This is a genomic window from Lactiplantibacillus xiangfangensis, from assembly GCF_001438845.1.
GTDB classification, from domain to species: domain Bacteria; phylum Bacillota; class Bacilli; order Lactobacillales; family Lactobacillaceae; genus Lactiplantibacillus; species Lactiplantibacillus xiangfangensis.
In genome coordinates, this window is the sequence record NZ_JQCL01000098.1 from 79,842 (window position 1) to 99,905 (window position 20,064).

Consider the following 20,064-nt stretch of genomic DNA (forward strand, 5'->3'; position numbering starts at 1 on the left):
TAGGATTATTCGGTTGAGGAACCTTTCAGTGTTCAGTAATTGTAAAATGGGGGATAATCTAATCGGTATTATGAAACTTACGCAAATCGATGAATTACGCTTAAAGGGGTCACTAATTTGAAAGTCATTAAAAATCTATTTTGGACGCTGATCATCATCGTGGCCGTTGGTTGGGGCTATAACAACCGGGCGACCCTCGTACCCCAGGCAGCGACAATTGTCAGTCAGGTGCGCAACAACCTAGTTGCGGCCTTGTCCGGAAGCTTGTCGAGTCATTTGATGGCGGATGGCGCTACGGCGAAAACGTCATCTTCTGAAACAACTGGCGCTAAACAAGCGACTGAGGCGAAAGCACAGTCTAACACGAAGAAGCAGTCGGCGAATGCCACACCGATTGAATCGATTGTTCAAAAGACGACACTGTCTAAAACTTACTACTACCACTTTAACCCGAAACTCTCTGTAACTGGACGAGAAGTATTTGAAGAAGCTGTCACCACCTACAACCAAACTGGGTTAGTTCACTTGGTTGAAGGCAGTGCCCAGAATCATCAAAACTCGATTACATTCTCGGTCTACTTCAAAAAGATGCCGGCCGGTGATACGACGATTGAATTAGGGCACGGTGGTCCCCAGATTACTAAGCAAGTTAGCATTCGCGGCATTAAGTATTGGAATAACGCCTCTGCCAGCTTGAACGGGGATTACAGCGCCGCCTTCAGTAAAGCAGTTTCCGTGCACGAATTGGGTCACGCCCTGGGACTAGACCACAGCACGTCTACCCAATCCGTCATGTACCCAGTCAGTCAGGGAAAGAGCGTCTTATCTGATGGAGACATTGCGGCGTTACGGGAAATTTATCAACCTAGCTAGCCGGTGACTTAACAATCTGAAAAAATCCAGACCAATTTCAGTCACTTTCTCAAATTTGCCTTATACTAGAGGTGTACCAAAAAGTTAGAAAGGAAGTTGTTTTAGTATGGCTGAGAATGTGGAAATGAACAGTTTATTGGATGAAAAGATGTCTGATGTCTTTGATTGGAGTGACTCCAAGTTACCAGTTCGCGATGCGATTTGGAATCACTTTATGGACGATGACAGCCATGATACTGACAAGACCGCTGATGAAGTCGCGCCTTATATGAGTATGGATGATGCTAAGCTTAAGAGCGAAGTTGAAAAACTCTTAAAGGCTTAACTAACACAACTTGCATCGCAAAAAGGACCCGAGACGATTGTCTCGGATCCTTTTTTTGTAGCTCGATTTCTAAAGGTTGAAAGTTAAATTTAAGGATTAAGCACTGCTATATCAGTATCTAAGCCAATAAAAATTAGCTGCTTGTAAGCTATTCCGGTTGCCACTGATGACATGCGGTCGTGGGACCGGGGCTAGCCTGGGGAGCGGTCTAGTCCCTCGCCCGGAACGATTGCAAAAGACGCAATTGTCCCGGACCGTCCGTGGTGTAAGCCCGGCGAAGCGACGAAAAACACTAATCTTTTAACGATAAGTAGTATCATGGCAACGATTGAACTAGCTTTAGCACTTTCAATCTTTAGTTTGATTTTTCAAATGAATCGCAACTCACTACTATGATGGAAGAAATGAGCTGGTTTTATGAAGTTACTGTTTAATCTTCAGTTGCTTCTAAGTGTGCCTGGACTTTTGCGGCGTAACGCTTGTTACCGCGGTAGAGGTCGTAAGTAGTCCAAGCTAATAGTGAGAGCACCCCAGCAATTAAGATGTAGGCGATGATATTTGCAAGTTGGACTTGTCCGGCCGTGGGATTGTCGCCAAAGAAGGCCTGAATCTGATCGGGTAACCCAATCATGTTCAAATACGTCAGCCCAATGACAGATACCCAACCGAGAACGCTGACCCAAAGGCTGTTCTTGAACCGTTTTCCCATTTCCACTTCGCTATTAGTCATCATTAATAATGGCAACATTGAGAATGGTAGGGCGAAGGCCAGGAAGACTTGGGAATTATTCATTAGATTATTCAAGGCGGTGTGTTCTTGAACCGCCGTTTTCCCACTGGTGAATAGGACACAGATAAGCACGGGAACCACGGAGATCAGGCGCGTGACCAAGCGACGAACCCATAGTGGTGTGCGCATGTGAATGAAGCCTTCCATGATCACTTGTCCCGTTAAGGTACCAGTAATAGTTGAGTTTTGGCCAGAAGCGAGTAACGCAACGGCAAACAAGACGGATAAGATTCCCGACTTGGCAACTTCGATCAAGAGCGGGTTGCTCAAGGTTGAAGCGTCTGACAAAGCTTGGAATAAGCCGAAAAATGACGGATCTTTAACGGCGCCGGTCTTGAAAACGGCCACACCCATGATGAGCAGTAGCGCGTTAACGAAGAAGGCAAAAGTCAATTGAATGTTAGAGTCCCAAGCAGTGAATTTCACCGTGCGGGCAACGTCTTCATCATCATCGTGGTCAATTTTACGTGTTTGTGAAATTGCGGAATGCAAGTACAGGTTATGTGGCATAACCGTTGCCCCGATAATCCCAAGTGAACCAGATAAGGCGGTCATTCCCCCCACGGGATGATCCGTCGAAAAAGTTGCGGCGCTCGGAACAAGTCCACGAACAACACCGCCCCAGTCAGGGTTTGAGAGGGCAACTTGGTAGACAAAGACGAATAGAATCACTAGGATTAAGCAGACCACGATGGCTTCGATTTTTCGAAAACCAATCTTGGTCAATAAAAGCAGTACTAAGACGTCAAAGACGGTAATGAATACCGCGATGACTAACGGAATATGGAATAGCAAGTACAGCGCAATGGCTGCCCCGATAACTTCAGCAATATCAGTTGCCATGATGGCTAACTCAGTTAAAATCCATAAAACAACGCCAAGCCCCTTACTTGTACGGGCACGAATGGCTTGGGCCAAATCCATCTGACTCACGATGCCAAGTTTAGCCGCCATGTATTGAAGCAACATTGCGATCAAACTTGACATTAAGATAACAGACATCAACATGTACTGGAAATTTTGCCCACCAGTGATTGAAGTTGACCAGTTGCCCGGATCCATATACCCCACGGCGACTAACGCGCCCGGACCAGAATAAGCAAACAATGTTTTCATGAAGCCCTTTCCCTTAGGAACTTCAACGGTACCATTAATTTCTTCCAACGACGGACCGTTCGCATATTCGATTAGCTTATGCTTGGGTTTCGTCGTTTCCCCATTTTTGTGAGAATTCAATTCAAATTCCACCTTTCTTTAACTCTTAAGCCTCTAACAATGTAGCATAAAATTATAGTAAATGAAATATTTTTTAGATGTACCTAAAAAATAATCGCTTAAGATTTTAAAGTGATAATTCCTTTGATAATAGGGAAATAACTGTGGTTTGAGAGGGGAAAGGAAATAGACCACTTTTGATTATTTAGAGGATCATTCAAATATTCATATATTAATTCTAATAAACAATAGTTTTTGTTGAACGAGTTGGATGAGTTGTGCAGCAAAGGACGGGATATTGCAATTGAAATATTTCATTATAAGTAAATGTAATACAAGCACCCCATATAATGCAGTTGTAGACAAAGACGCATTTTTGAAAAATGAATGGATGTATAAGCTTTATTCACGAATAGGGAGCTTTTATGTATTATTAATCTGTAATTGAATCTATATTATAAAGGTTATTGATAGCGGTTGAAATACTAAAACCAAGGTGTTAATTATACGATTCACATCAGTTTATTTATTTTTTGATAAACTGTTCACCGTAGATTGTTAACAGCTACGAATGCCCATATATCAAAGAAAGCGCTGGTTATCTTTATTAGCCGTGGGTTGAACTGGAGAATGCATAATGTGTATTTTCACTTTGAATATGAATTTTTATTTCTTTCAAGAAAAATATTTTTATTGCTGTAATGATTGATGTAGTGCACCTTTATGCAGGGATGATTAGTATGCCTTGGTAATAAACGGTTGCCATTAAAGATTAATGTGTTAAATTATAAATATAGAATAAGACGAACAAGGGGATGTACTTTAATTATGAAAAAAATGGTAAGTAGTTTATTAATGACGAGTGCTTTATTATTAGGGGCCGCTGCGCCAGTTGTTGCGAATGCAGCAACTACCGATGCGGGTTCTACCACGACTGGGGTTACGTTTACAGCTAATACGGATACGACGAAACCCGTTGATCCAAACAACCCCAATAAAACGTTAGATCCAGATCCAACTGACAATGGTAATAACGGTGGTAAGCCGGGCGCCGGGTTAGCTTTAGCCTACGCCCCAACTACAATTGACTTTGGGACCCATGAAATTGATTTGATCAATGCACATAAGTACAACGCTAACGGTGCTGTTGACGGCGCAACTGATGCTAAGGGTAAGGCCGGCAAGGACAGTGCAACTACTAACGGCACTTTCAAATTAGGTTCAGGTGGTGCTAATACTGGTTCAAAGGTTATTCTTGAAGTTGCTGACGGTCGTGGGACCAACGCTGGCTGGGATTTAAGTGTCACTAGTACGGGTGACATTGCTAGCTTGAAGGGTGCTACGATTACCTTACCAGCTGGTAACGTGACCGCTTCTGGTAGTACTGATGGCAACGGTGCTGTTTCTAATGCCGTTACCATCGATGCTGGTAGTGGTAGCGCAACTGGAACAACTTCTAACGTTGTTTTAACCGCAGCTACGGGCAATGGTGCTGGGGTAACGGTCGATTCTTTAGACCCTGCCAACCTGACGTTAAACGTGGCTGCTAACACGGCTTCTGCTAAAACTTACGATGGGACTTTGAACTGGAGTTTAAGCGACACCCCATCTAACTAATTGTTAATAAGGTAAGATAACTAAAAAGAAGATGGCCATTGCCTTGGTAATGGGCATCTTCTTTACATATAATTGAAAGGAGTCGTTACTCATATGCAGAAATGGCTGAAGAAGTGGGTAGTGACGGGGCTACTAGTTGGTTTGGACTTAAGTGTTAGCTTGCCAGCAAAAGCTGCGAAGCACTCGCAAGGGACGCAAGGTAACGTTGGGTTTAGCGTTGCAGCTAAGATCCCTAAGAACCAAATCAACAAGAAGAATTCCTTTTTTGATTTAAAAATGAAAAAAGGACAAACGGAAACGTTGCGAACGGTTATCTACAACAGCACCAATAAAGATATGAAAGTCCAAACGCGCATCAATACGGCGTATACGAATACGAACGGTAGTATTGAATACGTCTCTCCGAAAACTAACTACGATTCATCATTGAAGTATAAGATGAGTGATCTGACTAAAATCAATGGCACAAAAACCGTAACGGTTCCCGCTAATGGGTCTAAAACGGTGAGCGCCCAAGTGACGATGCCTAGCCAGCAAGTCAACGGGGTCATTTTAGGCGGCTGGTACTTTAAGCGGGTCGATGACAAGGTGACTGGCTCCGTCAAAGGTGCCATGAACATGAAGAGTCAGTATTCTTACGTCATTGGGATGAAGTACACTTCGGGGCAAACGCCCAAGCCTAACATGCTTTTAGGTAACGTTAAAGCTGGCATGATTAATTATCACCGGGGGATTATTGCAGAATTGCGGAACCCAACGGCGGTAATGATTCCGAACTTAACGACTAAGACGACGATTACGAGTAAAAGTAATGATCAGGTTGTCAAAAAAGCGACGCGCAAAGGTGTTCAGATGGCCCCCAATACCCGTTATGATTACCCAATCTTGTTGGGCGATACGAAATTACAAGCGGGTCAATATCATTTACACATGACGGTTAAAAATAGTGACCATGAATGGACTTTTGATAAAGACTTTACAATTACGGCTGCGGCAGCACAAAAGTATAATAAGGCATCCGTAGATAACAACGGGATTAGTATTTGGTGGCTCATTGGGTTGGGTGCACTTGGTATGTTAGTGATTGTTTTACTAGTCCTTTGGTTGATCTTCTTTATCAAAAAACGACGACAAAAGAAGAACGCATAAACTCAATTAAGGGGTGATCAAGTTGAAAACAATCAAGCTAGGACTTGCGGGAGCGTTAATGCTCGTGATTGTTTGGTTGATGCCAGTGGCGGCGTTTGCGCAATCTGAAACGCAGACGGGCGTTAGTTTCACACCAAGTACAAGCACGGTAGTTGATCCGGCGACGATTCAGGCTAATCACCATATTCCAACTGGTCAGACAATTCGCCAAACGGACACAGGGAAAGCTAGCAACGCTGGTGCCATGGCCGGAACGTTGCAAAAGACGCTTCAATCAGGACGCTTACCACAAACGGCGGAAGCTTACGCGTGGTACGTGCGGATTTTGGGTGGCTTATTATTACTTAGCGCTGTTCTGGGCTATTTAGTCTGGCGTGATGTGCAGCTGACGGAACGGGGGACGACACGATGAAAATGAAACAAGTTTGGCGTGTGTTGGCCGTCCTGTTGGTCATCTCTGGTACGGTGTTGTCAGCTAGTCCAGCAGTTCATGCGGCAACGTTGACGGACGTGACAGCGGGACTAGATTCAATGGGAAGTGGACGGATCCCTAATGAAGGTGGCGACAATGGGAAGCTATCTTTCTTACAGGAGACGCCAACAGTTACTGTTAAAGCAGACGGTTTAAAACCGTATGGATCTGAAGACCGGATTTCAACTAGTACGACGCAAATTAATATTGCAGTTAGTGGAACGATGACGACAACAACCGGGGCAGGACAAAGTAAGCCTGGAAATATTACATCATATTACTTTGACTTGTTGGATAGGAATGGGAAATCGTTTACTACCCCGTCTCAAGTTATTAGTATCGGGTTTAAAAATACAAGTGTTTCGATTGATCAGAATATTACTTTTAATGTTGATTTGAAAGATTTGAAAACTCGTGGTCCTATCTATATTGCTTACTGTTTTACAACCGATTTATCCTCGCACGTTAATAAGTATTACAGTAGTCGAGTGGGCAAAAAATTACTTCCAACTATTACGACTTCGCCCGTCACCACTGGAACGACGGTTCTTAATGGAAAAGGGGATCATCCTGGTGATCTTATTAGTAACAATGTTACTGGGGATACGACGACGGTTGGTGATGATGGCAAGTGGACGCTAAATTTAACTGGAGATGCACTTAAAAATTCAACGAGCTTAACAGTTGCTGAATCCAATGAATTCGGGGATTACGGGACGGCATTTTCGTTTGTAACAGTTGCTCCAGTTACGATTGCTGCGGACAAGACGACCCTTAACTTGTCGAGTGATGATGTGACTAAGCTAGAAGCCATGTCTGACAGTGACTTTGCCGACTGGGTGAAGTCTGAGGCCAATGTTACCGGGAAGAGTTCGTCTGGTAGTAGTGTCGACGTCAAAACGGATACGGGCGATTTAGCAGCGGCGTTGAAGAAGGTCGCCGCTAACGACAGTATGCCGATTGATTTCTATGCAACTGACGGGACGAAGAAGTCAGCAATTAAGACCATTACCTTAGTCAAACCGGGTACGGTCAAATTCGGCACGATTTCTAGTGGTATTGATTTTGGAAGCCACGGTGTCCCGACAGCAACCGCGTTATACGGCCCATCTTCACCTTGGAACGTTAACATCAATGACACCCGAACGGCGGGTTCCAAATGGTACCTGTACGCTTCAGCGACCGACTTAACTAGTGGCAGTCATAAGCTGCCTGGTTATCTGACTTATCGTGACGCTAATGGTCAGGTGAGTGATTTGACCAAGAGCACCCTGATTGATTCTGGGGATCGTGGCACGTCGAACACGACGGAGGTCACTTCAAATTGGACGACTGATCCTAAGGACACTAGCAAAGCTGGGATCTTCTTAGATGTTGAACCGGGGGTTTTCGCCGATTCAAGCATTAAATATTCTGGGGCAGTCAACTGGACATTAAGTGACGTGCCAACGCCTTAGGGCACTATTTAAATTGGAAAATAATAAAATTCTGTGAAAATATTAGTTGACATGAGAATTCTTTAATGATTAACTATTAATTGTAAATTGAAATGAGAGGAAGACCGCCGATGTCTTTAATTAGTAAACTTCATTTAAATAACCAATTTGCCTTTAGCTTTTTCTTTAGATAGCGTTTGTATTCATACGATGGATACAAGCGCACGCACGACGCGTTTGTATCTATCGGGAGCTAAAGTTATTTCACATGACTTAAACACCAGATAGGTACGGGTACAATCTATCTGGAAAAATATCGGGCCCGATAAAACACCAGTTAGATTCTATCCTGAATCTAACTGGTGTTTTTTGTTTTCTGAAAGCTTCAATCAAGACGTTGAATGAAGTTATTGATAACCAACTTTGAGGAGAGATTGATGATGAAAAAGACGATGTTAGGAAGCTTAATGATTGGGATGGCGTTGATTTTGACCGCTTGTAGCGGAAATGGTAGTGGTAATAATGACAAGACCGTTTCGGTTGGTATCTTGCAGGTCGTTCAACACGGTTCGCTGGATCAAGCCCGTAAAGGATTTAAAGCGGGGCTAGATCAAGAATTGAAGGCGCATGGTAGTCAAATTAAGGTCAAGTATCACGATTTAAATGCTCAGGGCGACCAAGCCAATCTGAACACGATGAGCCAACAGTTGGTTCAACAAAAAAATGACTTATTGGTCGGAATCGCAACTCCGGCTGCCCAGGCTTTGGCGAAGAAGACCACGACGACACCGACGCTGGTCACGGCGGTGACGGATTTGAAAGCCGCTGGGTTAGTGAAAAGTAATCAACAACCACGAACCAACGTCAGTGGGACCAGCGACTTAATGCCGGTGGGAAAGCAGTTAAAATTACTCAAGAGCATGGCTAAGGGTAACAAGCCGATTGGGATTATGTATAATTCTTCGGAAGAAAATTCCGTCTTACAAGTTAAAATCGCTAAGCAATACGCGCAACGGTATCAGATTAAACTCAAGGTGGTCAGCGCGACTAGTACTAACGATATTGCCAGCGTATTGGCCGGCCTAGAAGGCAAAATCTCCGGACTGTACTTACCAACGGATAATTTAATGGCCAGCGCGATGAAGACGATCGGTCAAAAGACTAAGGCTGCTAAACTGCCCGTTGTGACCGGATCAATCGAAATGGCACAAGACGGTGGAACTGCCACTTACGGTTTAAACTTCTACGAGTTAGGTGAACAGACTGGGAAGATGGCTTACGACGTCTTGATTAAGAAAAAGAAACCAGCAACTATGGCGGTCCAGACTGCGGATAAAGTACACCTATACGTTAATAAGGCCAATGCCAAATCAATTGGACTAACGGCTGACCAAATCAAACAACCTTAGAAAGGGGTGCAACGAACATGTTAATCACAAGTATTGGACAGGGGTTACTTTGGGCCCCGCTCGTTATCGGGGTGTTCTTGACCTTTCGAATTTTAGATATTCCGGATTTAACCACTGAAGGCAGTTTTCCACTCGGCGCGGCCATTACGATTAGTACCATGCTCAACGGCCAGTCCGCTTTAACGGCTAGTCTGTTGGGGTTCCTTGGCGGTTGTGCCGCGGGTTGGGTCACCGGGATGTTGGATACCAAGTTGAAGATGCCGTCACTGCTGGCGGGAATCTTGACCATGACCGGGTTATATTCTATCAACATGCACATTATGGGCCGGGCAAACGTGCCATTACTAGATCAAAAAGTACTGACGAATTACCTGCCTGCCGGTTGGTCACTGGATGTCCAGACCATCCTAATTGGGGGCATCATCACCACGCTGGTTGTTTTATCCCTCGTTTGGTTGTTCCAAACACGCTTAGGGTTGTCACTAATGGCAACGGGGAACAACGCCGCAATGAGTGCAGCCAACGGAATTTACACGGATCGAATGGTCATCATTGGCTACATGCTATCAAACGGCTTGATTGCGTTATCCGGCGGCCTCATTGCGCAGAGTAATGGTTACGCGGACATCGGCATGGGGATTGGGACCATCGTCATTGGACTCGCTTCCGTGTTAGTTGGGGAGATTTTCCTCCATGGACGTAAGATATGGATTCGGTTGACGGGCATGGTCGTCGGAGCGATCATTTATCGCTACTTGCTGACCCTTGCCATGGGGATGGGCTTTCCGGTTAACGATCTTAAAATCTTGTCAGCCGTCATCCTCGTCATTGTGATTTGCTTACCGATGTTACAGACTAAATACCAAACCAAACGTCAATTAAACCGTTACCTCAAACAGATTGGAGTCGAGCAAAATGTCACAAACCGCCATCCTGAACGTACAACAACTACAGAAAGTCTTCTTCCCGGGAACCAGCAACGAACGGCACGTTTTGAAGAACGTGAACTTGACGATTGAACCCGGGGACTTCGTATCCGTCATCGGCAATAATGGTGCGGGAAAATCAACGCTTTTAAACACGATTGCTGGAACTTTGACGCCAGATGCCGGTGAGTTAATGGTTGCCGGACACCGCGTCACAAAACGGTCGGTAGCCTACCGTTCACGGTGGGTGTCACGGGTCTTTCAAGATCCTAAAATGGGAACGGCCGGTGAATTGAGTGTCGCTCAAAATTTAACGTTAGCTGAAAAACATACGGGTAGTTTGAGTTTAAGACGTTACCGCCGTGCAGACCAGGCAAAGCGGTACGCCACATTATTGGCCAGCCTAAATATGGGCCTAGAACACCGTTTGACGACGCAGGTGAAATACTTATCAGGGGGGCAACGGCAAGCGTTGTCGTTACTGATGGCGACTTTGAGTCAGCCACAATTGTTATTGCTGGATGAGCACACTGCCGCCTTAGACCCGCAGACGAGCAAGGAAGTCATGGCACTGACGGAAGCCATCGTGACAAAGCAACATTTGACCACGATGATGATTACCCATAAGCTAAGTGACGCGTTGACTTATGGTAACCGGTTGGTGATGGTCCAAGACGGCCAAATCAAACTGGATGTTCGCGGGGAAGCCAAGGCACGGTTACAAGCCAGTGACTTAATGGGGTTATTTAGCGACTAAATGGGAAAATTATCGGACGCAAAAGCGGTAGCAAGGTTGTCGTCACAATCTTGCTACCGCTTTTAGTTGCTACCATTTTGGAGACTTATTTAGTTGTCCAATTTTGGCCATCATAACGGTAAATCGTATGGCCACCGGCGTAGTAATATTGCCAAGTGGTGCCCGTTAGGAATGAGGCGCTGATTTTTACGACGCTATCGGTAGGTTTGACGTCGCCATAGAAACTGGTGTCAGACAGACTGTAGTAGAAACCAGCGGGGAGCAGGCGGTTATCTGGGAGTTCTTGGAATTGCCCCTTCATGTAACCGTCTTGGCCGGCGACCTTAACGGGGATGGCGTAGACGTGATCGGAAAGTTCACGAATGCCGTCTGGGTAAGCCGTTATTGAACTTTCAGTTTTGAGCGTGGTGCTAGCCTGCGTTAAGTTAGCGTCTTTATAAATGGTGGTGTTATCACCGATGTATAAAACGTCTTCGTGGCGGCCATCAAAAACGGACGGCGTTGTTGAGGTCTGATGCTGACCAGCTTTGAGGTAAGCGCGATTCACCCAGCCGTTAACGGTGCCAGCTGGATTGGTGACGTGGTAATAAGTATACCTTTTGCCCTTCAAGTAAACGTGACGGGACTGGGTTGCCGTATAGGTGTCACTTGCAGATAATGCCTTGGCGTGGTTCATTTTAAGGACTTTATTAGAACCCGTTAACGCGTAAATCTTGCCAGCTTTAGCCCGAATAAAGGTTTGGGCCGCCATCTTTTTAGGTGTCGACATTTGGTAATGCTTGCCGGCTTTTAGTGCGCTGGTTTTGACCCAGCCCTTAGCCTTTTTGTTGGCACTAGTGACGTAGTCGTAGTGCACTTTTTTGCCGTGAATGTAGAGACTCCGTTGCTTGGTTCGGTTGTAAGTCAGGTGGGCTTTTAGGGCGCTACCGGTACGTCGCTTGATAGCTTGATTAGATCCGCTTAACTTAGTGAATTTAACGGATCTAGCTCGGTAATAGGGGGCGGTTTTAACTGACTTGGTCGTTGTTGCTTGGTAGTTTTTACCGGCCTTGAGATAACTGGCAGCGACCCAGCCAGTGGCCTTATTTTGGGCATTGGTGACGTGGTAGTAGGTCACTTTTTGACCATGTTTTGTCACGGCCGTTTTAGCCGTGCGGGTCCAAGTAGTGTGCGTGTAGTTTTTTAACGCGTGGTTAGCTTTGAAGTTGAAATGTTTAATAGATCCGACAAAGCGGTACGTATGCCCCTTCTTGCTCGTGGCGTAGTAAGGCTTGTGACTAACATTGACCGTTTTAGTGCGGTGGTAGGTGGTCGCGGCTTGTGCCGGCAAGGCGGTCCCGGCGACCCCTAATAAAATAATGCTAGTCGTGGTGATTAATTTAGATAAACGCATTCTAAATAGCTCCTTTTTTGGTTACTGCCCCCAATATACGCCAAAATAAAGGAAACAACTATCGCATCATAAATAAAATTATGATGGCTGGTGAAAAAGGCTGTTTAAATAAAAAGTAGGGACGGGTGTCGTTTCGGGCGACAACGGTAGGTTGTAACGGGTAAAATAAATGTAAAACTTAGCTTGGAGGATCGCTTGATGGATAAAGTACGCTGCATGGTTTATGTAACGGACGTGGAAAAGGTTGTTCAGTTTTGGCAGGATCACCTAGGGGCACGGGTGGCGGAGATTAACCCGTTGCCAGATGGATCAAATAACGTGGTGTTGAAGATTACCCCGGAAGTTGAACTCGCGTTTTTCTCAAAGGCGTTTATCGCGCAATACTCACCAGAAGTTGCCACTAACTTTCCGTCACTAATGTTCTTCAGTGACCAATTCAACACGTTGCATCACCAGATTCCAGGTGCTGGGCCGGTGGTCGATAATCACGGTCAGTTAACGTTTAACTTTGCGGATCCGGAAGGGAATTACTTCGTAGTTGCCAAGTCATAAGATAATCGAAATGCAGTCTGTAAAGATTGCATTTTTATTTTAATAATAATGTGAAAAATAGCACAATATCAGTTATAATATAGCCATAGTGTGGTAGCTGTTAAAAATGGATTGCCGGTTGTAACATTTGCTTGTTGACTATAAAAGCTTTTTTATGAGGATGCTAACTGTTTGTGGCTGGTTAGTTCCTCAGCATAGCCTTGTGAATATCGCGACAAAAAGCAACCCGAATCAGCAACAACCGGTTATACCGTGCCGTCTGATTTTTAGTTGCCACCTCCTAACCTTTTGGTCCGTGAGAGTCTTCACGGGCTTTTTGGTTTTGGCCCTAGTCCGGTTTTCACTGATGGCACGCAGTATAAAAACTAAATAAAAATTGAGCGGATCAATCCTGTTAAATCAGGGGTTGTCCGCTTTTATTAACCAATCGATTAGAAAACTAGTTAGTTTTTGTTGTATTAGTCTAACTATCGTGCTAACATAATTATCATTCAAGTACAGGAGGTCATTTTTATGACGACAAACAATCGAGATTTATTTAATAGTTTTGGTAAATTAATGCAAAATCGCGCCTTTCTAATGGCGGTGGCCCATCAACACCACTTTGATGGTCGGGGCTCAGAACGTAACGGTCGTGGACAAGTTCGTTTGTTACAACTATTAGTCGACTCACCCGCAGGATTAACGAATGCGGAAATTGCAGAGATCTTAGATATCCGGCCGAGTTCGGTTAGTGCGACGCTCAGTCGGTTAGAGGACGCGGGATTGATCGTTCGTGAGCCTAGTAGTCGGGATAAACGGGTGGTCATTGTCCGTCTAAGCGAAAAAGGGCAAAAGATGGCCAGTCATCGTGACCAAGGCGTTGCCGATTTGGCGGACCAGTTATTCGGTAATTTGAGTGATGACGAACAAGCAGAATTACAGCGTTTGTTAGATAAGGTCAGCGTAAACGCCGCTGACTTAGACGTTCAGGATTTAATGCATTTTGGCCATGGTCACGACTGGTCACAACATCCAGGATGGGGTCGCGGTCGCGGCTGGTTCTAATATTAAGAAATTTTGAGGCAGAGAGAAATGGAACGTAGAATGACAGCACCAAGTACCGCTACCCGCGGTAAGTTTGATATGAAGGGGTTCTTACACCTGATTCGGCAGACCGCGCCGAAATATTGGCAACTTTGGATTGGGTTAGGACTTGGTTTGTTGGCAACCGGTGCCCAACTAATGGTCCCGAAGTTTGCGCAGACCTTAATTAACGGGTTCAGTCACGGTGTTAACCAGCAGTTATTGGTTGGCGTGATTGGCTTGTTCCTAATTAGTGCGGTAATCAGTGCCGTGTCGGGAACGCTACTTGGTATCTTTGGTGAAAATGTTGTGGCAAACTTACGCACAACGTTATGGCACCGGCTCGTACGATTACCCGTCAGCTACTTTGACGATGTTAAGACCGGTGAAATGACGTCGCGGTTGGTCAACGATTCGACGCAAATTAAGGACTTACTCGCTAATGCGTTTCCACAGATGGTCACGTCACTGCTGCAACTTGTCGGTGCGTTGGTCATTATGGTTTTGATGGACTGGAAGATGACGGCCATCATGGTTTTAGCGATTCCACTTATCTTACTCGTGATGATGCCAATCATGCGTCAGAGTAGTAAGATTGGTCGGCAACGCCAAGATGCGTTAGCTGGGTTTAACGGTACTGCCGACGAAACCCTGAGTGAGATTCGGCTGGTGAAATCGTCCAATGCCGAACCTTCCGAAACGACGAACGGGTCACAACAAATTACGAAACTTTATCAAATCGGTTTAAAAGAAGCAATGTATGATTCAGTTGCGGGTCCGGTCATGACAGCTAGCATGATGGCCTTGTTTGTGGGCGTGCTGGTGTACGCTGCGGCGCGGGTCGCTAGTGGCACGATGTTAATGGGAACGTTGGTCTCATTTCTAATGTACCTGTTCCAAATTATTGGTCCTGTAGGGACATTGGGTCGATTTTTTACCACGTTATCCAAGGCAAACGGCTCAACTGAACGCATTCGTGACTTGTTGAATGAACCTGAAGAAGCTTTAACGACCGGAACGGACCAGTCCGTAGCTGACCAAACGCTTGCGATGCAACACGTGAACTTTGCCTACGATGATGACGGTAAAGTGATCTTAAGCGATGTGAGTTTTGAAGCAAAACCAAATACGGTCGTCGCTTTTGCCGGACCATCTGGTGGTGGGAAATCCACAATCTTTGGTTTGCTTGAACGCTACTATCAGCCTCAGGGTGGGCAAATTACAATTGGCGACCAGGATGTGAACCAGATTAGCTTAAATGCTTGGCGGTCCCAAATTGGTTACGTTAGCCAAGATTCCGCAATTATGGCCGGTACCATTCGGGATAACTTAACGTATGGTTCTGACCAAAGCTACAGTGATGAGCAGTTATGGCACGTCTTGTCGCTGGCTTCCGCTGATAAATTCGTCCGGGCAATGCCGGACGGTTTGGATACGCAAGTTGGTGAGCGGGGCGTGAAGGTCAGCGGTGGACAACGGCAACGTTTAGCGATTGCCCGGGCATTTCTCCGCAATCCTAAGATTTTAATGCTCGACGAAGCAACGGCTAGTTTGGATTCAGAATCCGAAGCGATGGTTCAAAAGGCTTTGGGTGAATTGATGAAGGGCCGGACGACTTTAGTGATTGCGCACCGCTTAAGTACGATTATCGATGCGGACCAGATTTACTTCATTGAAGGTGGTCGGGTCAGCGGTTCTGGAACCCACCAAGAATTGATGGCCGACGTGCCGCTTTACAGAGACTACGTCAAAATCCAGTTCAAAGAATAGACCGGCGAACTAATTACTCGCATTTGCCAGCTGACTTCCTTAAAATAAGTGGATAATCTAATTTGAAGAGGTCAGGGACAATGGTCATGCGGGATGTCAATATTGGAACGAAGGTTGGGTTAGCGTTACTAAATGATCGGTGGTACGCGTTAACGCTCAGTAATTTGGGCCAGCAACCAGCCGACTTTATGGTCTTGCGCCGGCGTGTGCGGGGCTTAAGCACGTTGAAATTGTTAACGGTACTCGCTAAGATGAGCCAGCTTGGTTTGATTACGGAAAGCGACCACTACCAGTACCAATTAACGTCGACCGGTTTAGAATTACAAAAAAGTTTGCAAGCGTTAGAGGCGTGGGGCGACCGAATGATCGTTGCGATGCACTAATGATGCTGTAAAAAAATTGAGTCTGAGACAGTAGGAACGTGGGCCAAAAGGCAGTTTGTTCCGCTTAAACCGAAAGCAGCGACTATTCCAAACTCAGGAATAATCGCTGCTTTCACGTTAATGCTCACAAACTAATCGCCTTTTGGCCCACTTTTGACGTTACGGTGTTGCCGTCTTGGCCATGGTCTGGCCGACTGTCGCGGTATATTCGCGTTCGCCTAAGGTGTTTGGGTGTAAATTGTCGTCTACGAACCAGTTATCGTTATCTTGACTCATATATAACCAGTCGATCAAGTGGACGTTATTGTATTTCTTAGCTGCAGCGGCGATCAGCTTATTATTGCTGTCTTGCCATTTCTTACCGGGAACGCGGGTGTTGACCCAGTAGATTTGATGGTCACTGCCGATTTGCTTGATGATACCGTCAATTGCGGCGGCGTCAGTTGGACCGTTAGTCCCCAAATTGACTAACACGTTTTTTTGAATCGCATCGTTAGCTTTTAATTGACTAATGACTGAAGGCGCTGCGGAAACTTGCCGGCCAACCTTAGCGTCGACGTTAAAACTCTTGAAAATCTCCTTCAAATCAGGAGTCGTCCGCACCATGATGGAGTCGCCAATCCCCGTGACTTTCAGCTGACCTAACGTTTTGATTTCATTTTTAGAAAGTTGGTACTTTTCCCCAAGATCGGTATGGGCCACATTGTGGGTCGCACCGCTGGTCTTGGTAGCATGTCCCGTAATAATATTACCAATACTGATAACCTGTTTTTTAATGGCTGGGTTTGGGATGATTAATGCGCCGCCAATGAAGACAACCGCAAAGATCCCAAGCAACCAATAAATTAATTTTTGATGTTTCATGCGTTTCCTCCTTGCACGCTATAAGATTAGACTAGTCGCGTGACCCTGTCAATTAACCGCGGGCCCCTTTCAAATGGAAAAGATACTTGTTAGACTAGGTCTAATAAGATCTAGAGGGGGTTACGCAATGGAAAAGAAAACGCTTGGTTTTGTGCTTGCGAGTGCGGGGCCGTTTTTCTGGGGAAGTTCGGGGACCGTCGCGCAACACTTATTTGATACGACGAATATCTCAACACTGTGGCTCGTTTCTGTGCGGATGGTCGTGTCGGGGCTCCTGCTACTCATCTACGGTGCCCTGCGACGGGTGCCCGTGATGGCGGTGTTTAAACGACCAGCTGCGGCGGGAAAATTAGTCGCGTTCAGCTTGCTAGGAATGGTGGGGACGCAGTTAACGTATTTCATGGCTATCAGCACTGGTAACGCAGCGACAGCGGCCATTTTACAATCATTGTCGCCCGTCTTGATCATTCTCTTCTTGGCGGCCCGTTCCTGGCGGGTGCCTAGTAAGATTAACGTGATCTCAGTGGCGTCGGCTCTGATTGGGACCGTCTTAATCGTGACACAGGGGCATTTGCATTCACTGGCGTTGCCATTGACGGCAGTGATTTGGGGGCTGTTGGCCGCCGTTGGAGCGACGATTTACACGCTCATGCCGACGAAACTTATTAAGGATTACGGCGCAACGGCCATCGTTGGCTGGTCGATGCTGATTGGGGGCATGTTCGTGTTTGGCGGGAGTCAGGCGTGGCGCCACGTCCCCCAATTATCCGCAATGGCTTGGCTGGAAGTTGGCTTTGTAATTGTTTTTGGAACGATGCTAGCTTATTTATTTTTCCTGCAGAGCTTGGAATTTATTTTACCGACGACGGCGAGTGTGCTAGGGACGATTGAACCGTTATCCGCAACCATCTTAAGCGTCCTGTTTTTAGGCGTTAACTTTAATTTATTTGGGATTACGGGTGCCGTTCTCATTGTTGGCGTCACGGTATTACAGTTTATGGCTGCAAAAACGGCCAGTTTTGGGCACGACTAACGCAATTAATTGACCGGACACGACTGAAAAGCCGATGCCCGGTTTTTCATTAGTACTGAGACGCTTATTTATAAGTAGAAACTTGTTCAATATAAATTGACTAAGTAACCCAATCCTTTACAAAGTCTATTGAAAATGACTTTGGCAGGCGTATACTTTTCTTTAGATAAACATAAGGAGGAGTTAACTTTGAAATTAGGTAAACGTAGCTGTTATTGGCTACTAGGATTAGTAAGCTTTGTCTTACTGTTTGTTTTAAGCCAAGCGATGCCAGCTCAAGCGGCCACTAATTACGATGCGAAGGATTACACAACCTCGGCATCCGTATTAAACGGTCCAGACTATAAGCATGCCGACACGGTGCAGATTGAATACAACCTTGCATTTGGTGACAAGGCCTTACATGCTGGTGATACGATTACGGTTGACTTGCCAGAAAACCTGCGGGCCAAAACGGTGGGGGACGTCTTTGACGTTACCGATGAGGAGACCGGTCAGGTGATTGGGACTGGGAAAGTGACCTCGGATGGCAAAGTGGTCCTGACCATGAACGAAAACGTTGAAGGCAAGACCAATACCGAAATCCGGCTGAACCTGGCCACTAAGTATCGTTATGAAGATACTGGTGAAAAAGACGTTGTGTTCAATTTGGAAAACGGTGGCTCGAGCAACTCGGTCATTAATATCGTTTCCAATGAAGCTAACCTATCCAAAAAGGGTACGATGGACGTCGAAAATGGCCGGATTAAGTGGACGATTCTAGTAAACCGCCAAGAATTAGAGATGGAAGGCTTATCCATTTCGGATACCATTGGTGATAAGCAAACCATGATCGAAGGCGTTGAAGTCTACAATGGTAAATGGTCTTCGCAAACGACTTATAAGCGGGCGGATAAGATTAGTGAAGATGCTTATAATGTAAAATACACCGATAATGGGTTTAACTTAGATTTTAATGATAAGGTCAATAACCTTATTGTAATTGATTACTATACTAAGGTGACGGAACCAGAACTCATGAATAGTGGCTACCATTTCAAGAACCAAGCCATTATGGAATGGGGCGGCGGCACTAACGGTGACCGGAGTAAAGAAGAAGCTAACGGGAAAGTTTACGATAAGAATGAAAACAGTGGCTCTGGTGGCGGAACTAGTTCGTCAAGTTCTAGCTCATCGAGTGTTAGCTCGTCAAGTTCAAGTGTTTCAAGTTCCAGCTCGTCGAGTGTTAACTCATCAAGTTCCAGTTCGTCAAGTTCTAGCTCGTCGAGTGTTAGTTCGTCAAGCTCAAGTGCTTCAAGTTCCAGTTCTTCAAGTGTTAGCTCATCAAGCTCAAGTGCTTCAAGTTCAAGTGATTCAAGTGTTAGCTCATCAAGTTCAAGTGCTTCAAGTTCAAGTGATTCAAGTGTTAGCTCATCAAGTTCAAGTGATTTAAGTTCCAATTCATCAAGTGATAATTCGGCAAGCTCCAGTTCATCTAACGTAACGAGTACGCCAGATGAAAACTCGAATTCTAACGATGGAACCGATACTGATACCATCGTTACGGAACCTGATAATCCTGAAGACAATACCGACCCGAACCCAGATATCGATGAAGATACGGGGACGATCGATGTTGACGGTGGGTTTGAAAACGGAACGGGCGCAGCGACTAGTTCTAGTTCACAGAGTGTTGCTAGTCAGGCACCCGCTCAAAGTTCATCAACACCAGCGACTAAGAAGTCGAGCGCAAAGACGACGGTTACCCAAGCTGATGCAGCAACGCCAGCCATTCAAACTCGTGGTAAATTACCACAAACTAGTGAATCCGCGGTTGATAGCCACGCCTTACGCTCAGTCGGTATTTTATTGGCTGTTTTGACGCTTGGTGGTAGTGCGTTGATCCGGCACTGGTTTTAGCCGGTCTAAGTAGCAGTTGAAAGTGTCATTTACAATAAATTAAAATAATTAATTTTGGTCACGCCTGCATAATTGTAAGGCTGCGATAATCCCTTTATGGTTGTCAGATGAAATACAATAATTCATCTGATGATTA

Annotated in this window: 18 protein-coding genes; 15 read left to right on the forward strand and 3 right to left on the reverse strand. The window is 45.5% G+C overall.

Annotated features, from left to right (window positions below; all coding sequences use genetic code 11):
• The first annotated feature begins 117 nt into the window (after positions 1 to 117).
• A complete protein-coding gene (locus tag IV64_RS12445; protein ID WP_057707548.1) occupies positions 118 to 873 on the forward strand; it encodes a matrixin family metalloprotease in 756 nt (251 codons plus the stop codon).
• Between the two features lie 106 nt (positions 874 to 979).
• Positions 980 to 1,198 (forward strand): P8 family protein, encoded by a 219-nt coding sequence (locus IV64_RS12450; RefSeq protein ID WP_057707549.1) that lies wholly within the window; start codon positions 980 to 982, stop codon positions 1,196 to 1,198.
• Positions 1,199 to 1,628: 430 nt separating this feature from the next.
• Here IV64_RS12450 and IV64_RS12455 read toward each other — a convergent pair whose 3' ends face one another.
• Positions 1,629 to 3,224, reverse strand: a complete 1,596-nt coding sequence (locus IV64_RS12455) for an Nramp family divalent metal transporter (RefSeq protein ID WP_057707571.1) — start codon at positions 3,222 to 3,224, stop codon at positions 1,629 to 1,631.
• Positions 3,225 to 4,031: 807 nt separating this feature from the next.
• Between IV64_RS12455 and IV64_RS12460 the strand changes: the two genes are divergently transcribed.
• From IV64_RS12460 to IV64_RS12490, 7 genes are all read left to right on the forward strand, one after another.
• Positions 4,032 to 4,820: a WxL domain-containing protein gene (locus IV64_RS12460; RefSeq protein ID WP_057707550.1), complete on the forward strand. Its 789-nt coding sequence runs from the start codon at positions 4,032 to 4,034 to the stop codon at positions 4,818 to 4,820.
• 93 nt (positions 4,821 to 4,913) lie between these two features.
• Positions 4,914 to 5,969 carry a WxLIP family cell surface protein gene (locus IV64_RS12465; protein WP_057707551.1) on the forward strand — a complete coding sequence of 352 codons (1,056 nt, stop codon included), beginning with the start codon at positions 4,914 to 4,916 and terminating at the stop codon, positions 5,967 to 5,969.
• 22 nt (positions 5,970 to 5,991) lie between these two features.
• Complete coding sequence (locus IV64_RS12470; protein WP_057707552.1) at positions 5,992 to 6,381, forward strand: hypothetical protein; 390 nt, start codon at positions 5,992 to 5,994, stop codon at positions 6,379 to 6,381.
• On the forward strand, positions 6,378 to 7,898 hold the full coding sequence (locus tag IV64_RS12475; RefSeq protein ID WP_057707553.1) for a hypothetical protein: 1,521 nt from the start codon (positions 6,378 to 6,380) through the stop codon (positions 7,896 to 7,898). The genes IV64_RS12470 and IV64_RS12475 overlap by 4 nt, the downstream gene beginning before the upstream one ends.
• A gap of 419 nt (positions 7,899 to 8,317) precedes the next feature.
• Positions 8,318 to 9,286, forward strand: a complete 969-nt coding sequence (locus IV64_RS12480; RefSeq protein ID WP_057707554.1) for an ABC transporter substrate-binding protein — start codon at positions 8,318 to 8,320, stop codon at positions 9,284 to 9,286.
• Between the two features lie 17 nt (positions 9,287 to 9,303).
• Positions 9,304 to 10,305 (forward strand): ABC transporter permease, encoded by a 1,002-nt coding sequence (locus IV64_RS12485; RefSeq protein ID WP_057707555.1) that lies wholly within the window; start codon positions 9,304 to 9,306, stop codon positions 10,303 to 10,305.
• Entirely contained in the window at positions 10,202 to 10,969 is a 768-nt protein-coding gene (locus IV64_RS12490) for an ABC transporter ATP-binding protein (protein WP_057707556.1), read from the forward strand. The genes IV64_RS12485 and IV64_RS12490 overlap by 104 nt, the downstream gene beginning before the upstream one ends.
• Positions 10,970 to 11,054: 85 nt before the next feature.
• Here the strand turns inward: IV64_RS12490 and IV64_RS12495 are convergent, their stop codons facing one another.
• The gene (locus IV64_RS12495) at positions 11,055 to 12,362 is read right to left on the reverse strand and encodes a hypothetical protein (RefSeq protein ID WP_057707557.1); all 1,308 of its coding nucleotides are present in this window, start codon (positions 12,360 to 12,362) and stop codon (positions 11,055 to 11,057) included.
• A gap of 198 nt (positions 12,363 to 12,560) precedes the next feature.
• Between IV64_RS12495 and IV64_RS12500 the strand changes: the two genes are divergently transcribed.
• The 4 genes from IV64_RS12500 (at position 12,561) to IV64_RS12515 (ending at position 16,132) form a co-directional block, all read left to right on the forward strand.
• A complete protein-coding gene (locus IV64_RS12500; protein ID WP_057707558.1) occupies positions 12,561 to 12,914 on the forward strand; it encodes a VOC family protein in 354 nt (117 codons plus the stop codon).
• A 513-nt stretch (positions 12,915 to 13,427) separates the two neighbouring features.
• Positions 13,428 to 13,961: a MarR family winged helix-turn-helix transcriptional regulator gene (locus tag IV64_RS12505; RefSeq protein WP_057707559.1), complete on the forward strand. Its 534-nt coding sequence runs from the start codon at positions 13,428 to 13,430 to the stop codon at positions 13,959 to 13,961.
• Between the two features lie 27 nt (positions 13,962 to 13,988).
• A complete protein-coding gene (locus IV64_RS12510) occupies positions 13,989 to 15,749 on the forward strand; it encodes an ABC transporter ATP-binding protein (protein ID WP_057707560.1) in 1,761 nt (586 codons plus the stop codon).
• A gap of 80 nt (positions 15,750 to 15,829) precedes the next feature.
• Positions 15,830 to 16,132 carry a winged helix-turn-helix transcriptional regulator gene (locus tag IV64_RS12515; RefSeq protein ID WP_057707561.1) on the forward strand — a complete coding sequence of 101 codons (303 nt, stop codon included), beginning with the start codon at positions 15,830 to 15,832 and terminating at the stop codon, positions 16,130 to 16,132.
• 159 nt (positions 16,133 to 16,291) lie between these two features.
• Here the strand turns inward: IV64_RS12515 and IV64_RS12520 are convergent, their stop codons facing one another.
• Positions 16,292 to 16,996, reverse strand: coding sequence for an SGNH/GDSL hydrolase family protein (locus IV64_RS12520; protein WP_057707562.1), 705 nt, complete (start codon positions 16,994 to 16,996; stop codon positions 16,292 to 16,294).
• A 127-nt stretch (positions 16,997 to 17,123) separates the two neighbouring features.
• Between IV64_RS12520 and IV64_RS12525 the strand changes: the two genes are divergently transcribed.
• Positions 17,124 to 18,029, forward strand: coding sequence for a DMT family transporter (locus tag IV64_RS12525; RefSeq protein ID WP_057707563.1), 906 nt, complete (start codon positions 17,124 to 17,126; stop codon positions 18,027 to 18,029).
• A gap of 189 nt (positions 18,030 to 18,218) precedes the next feature.
• A complete protein-coding gene (locus IV64_RS12530; protein WP_057707564.1) occupies positions 18,219 to 19,928 on the forward strand; it encodes a collagen binding domain-containing protein in 1,710 nt (569 codons plus the stop codon).
• Positions 19,929 to 20,064: the final 136 nt, after the last annotated feature.

Coding starts and splice junctions, on each gene's coding strand:
- IV64_RS12515 (WP_057707561.1), top strand. CDS start 15,830: ATGGTCATGCGGGATGTCAATATTGGAACGAAGGTTGGGTTAGCGTTA.
- IV64_RS12475 (WP_057707553.1), top strand. CDS start 6,378: ATGAAAATGAAACAAGTTTGGCGTGTGTTGGCCGTCCTGTTGGTCATC.
- IV64_RS12480 (WP_057707554.1), top strand. CDS start 8,318: ATGAAAAAGACGATGTTAGGAAGCTTAATGATTGGGATGGCGTTGATT.
- IV64_RS12460 (WP_057707550.1), top strand. CDS start 4,032: ATGAAAAAAATGGTAAGTAGTTTATTAATGACGAGTGCTTTATTATTA.
- IV64_RS12490 (WP_057707556.1), top strand. CDS start 10,202: ATGTCACAAACCGCCATCCTGAACGTACAACAACTACAGAAAGTCTTC.
- IV64_RS12520 (WP_057707562.1), bottom strand. CDS start 16,996: ATGAAACATCAAAAATTAATTTATTGGTTGCTTGGGATCTTTGCGGTT.
- IV64_RS12500 (WP_057707558.1), top strand. CDS start 12,561: ATGGATAAAGTACGCTGCATGGTTTATGTAACGGACGTGGAAAAGGTT.
- IV64_RS12525 (WP_057707563.1), top strand. CDS start 17,124: ATGGAAAAGAAAACGCTTGGTTTTGTGCTTGCGAGTGCGGGGCCGTTT.
- IV64_RS12495 (WP_057707557.1), bottom strand. CDS start 12,362: ATGCGTTTATCTAAATTAATCACCACGACTAGCATTATTTTATTAGGG.
- IV64_RS12510 (WP_057707560.1), top strand. CDS start 13,989: ATGGAACGTAGAATGACAGCACCAAGTACCGCTACCCGCGGTAAGTTT.
- IV64_RS12465 (WP_057707551.1), top strand. CDS start 4,914: ATGCAGAAATGGCTGAAGAAGTGGGTAGTGACGGGGCTACTAGTTGGT.
- IV64_RS12505 (WP_057707559.1), top strand. CDS start 13,428: ATGACGACAAACAATCGAGATTTATTTAATAGTTTTGGTAAATTAATG.
- IV64_RS12450 (WP_057707549.1), top strand. CDS start 980: ATGGCTGAGAATGTGGAAATGAACAGTTTATTGGATGAAAAGATGTCT.
- IV64_RS12485 (WP_057707555.1), top strand. CDS start 9,304: ATGTTAATCACAAGTATTGGACAGGGGTTACTTTGGGCCCCGCTCGTT.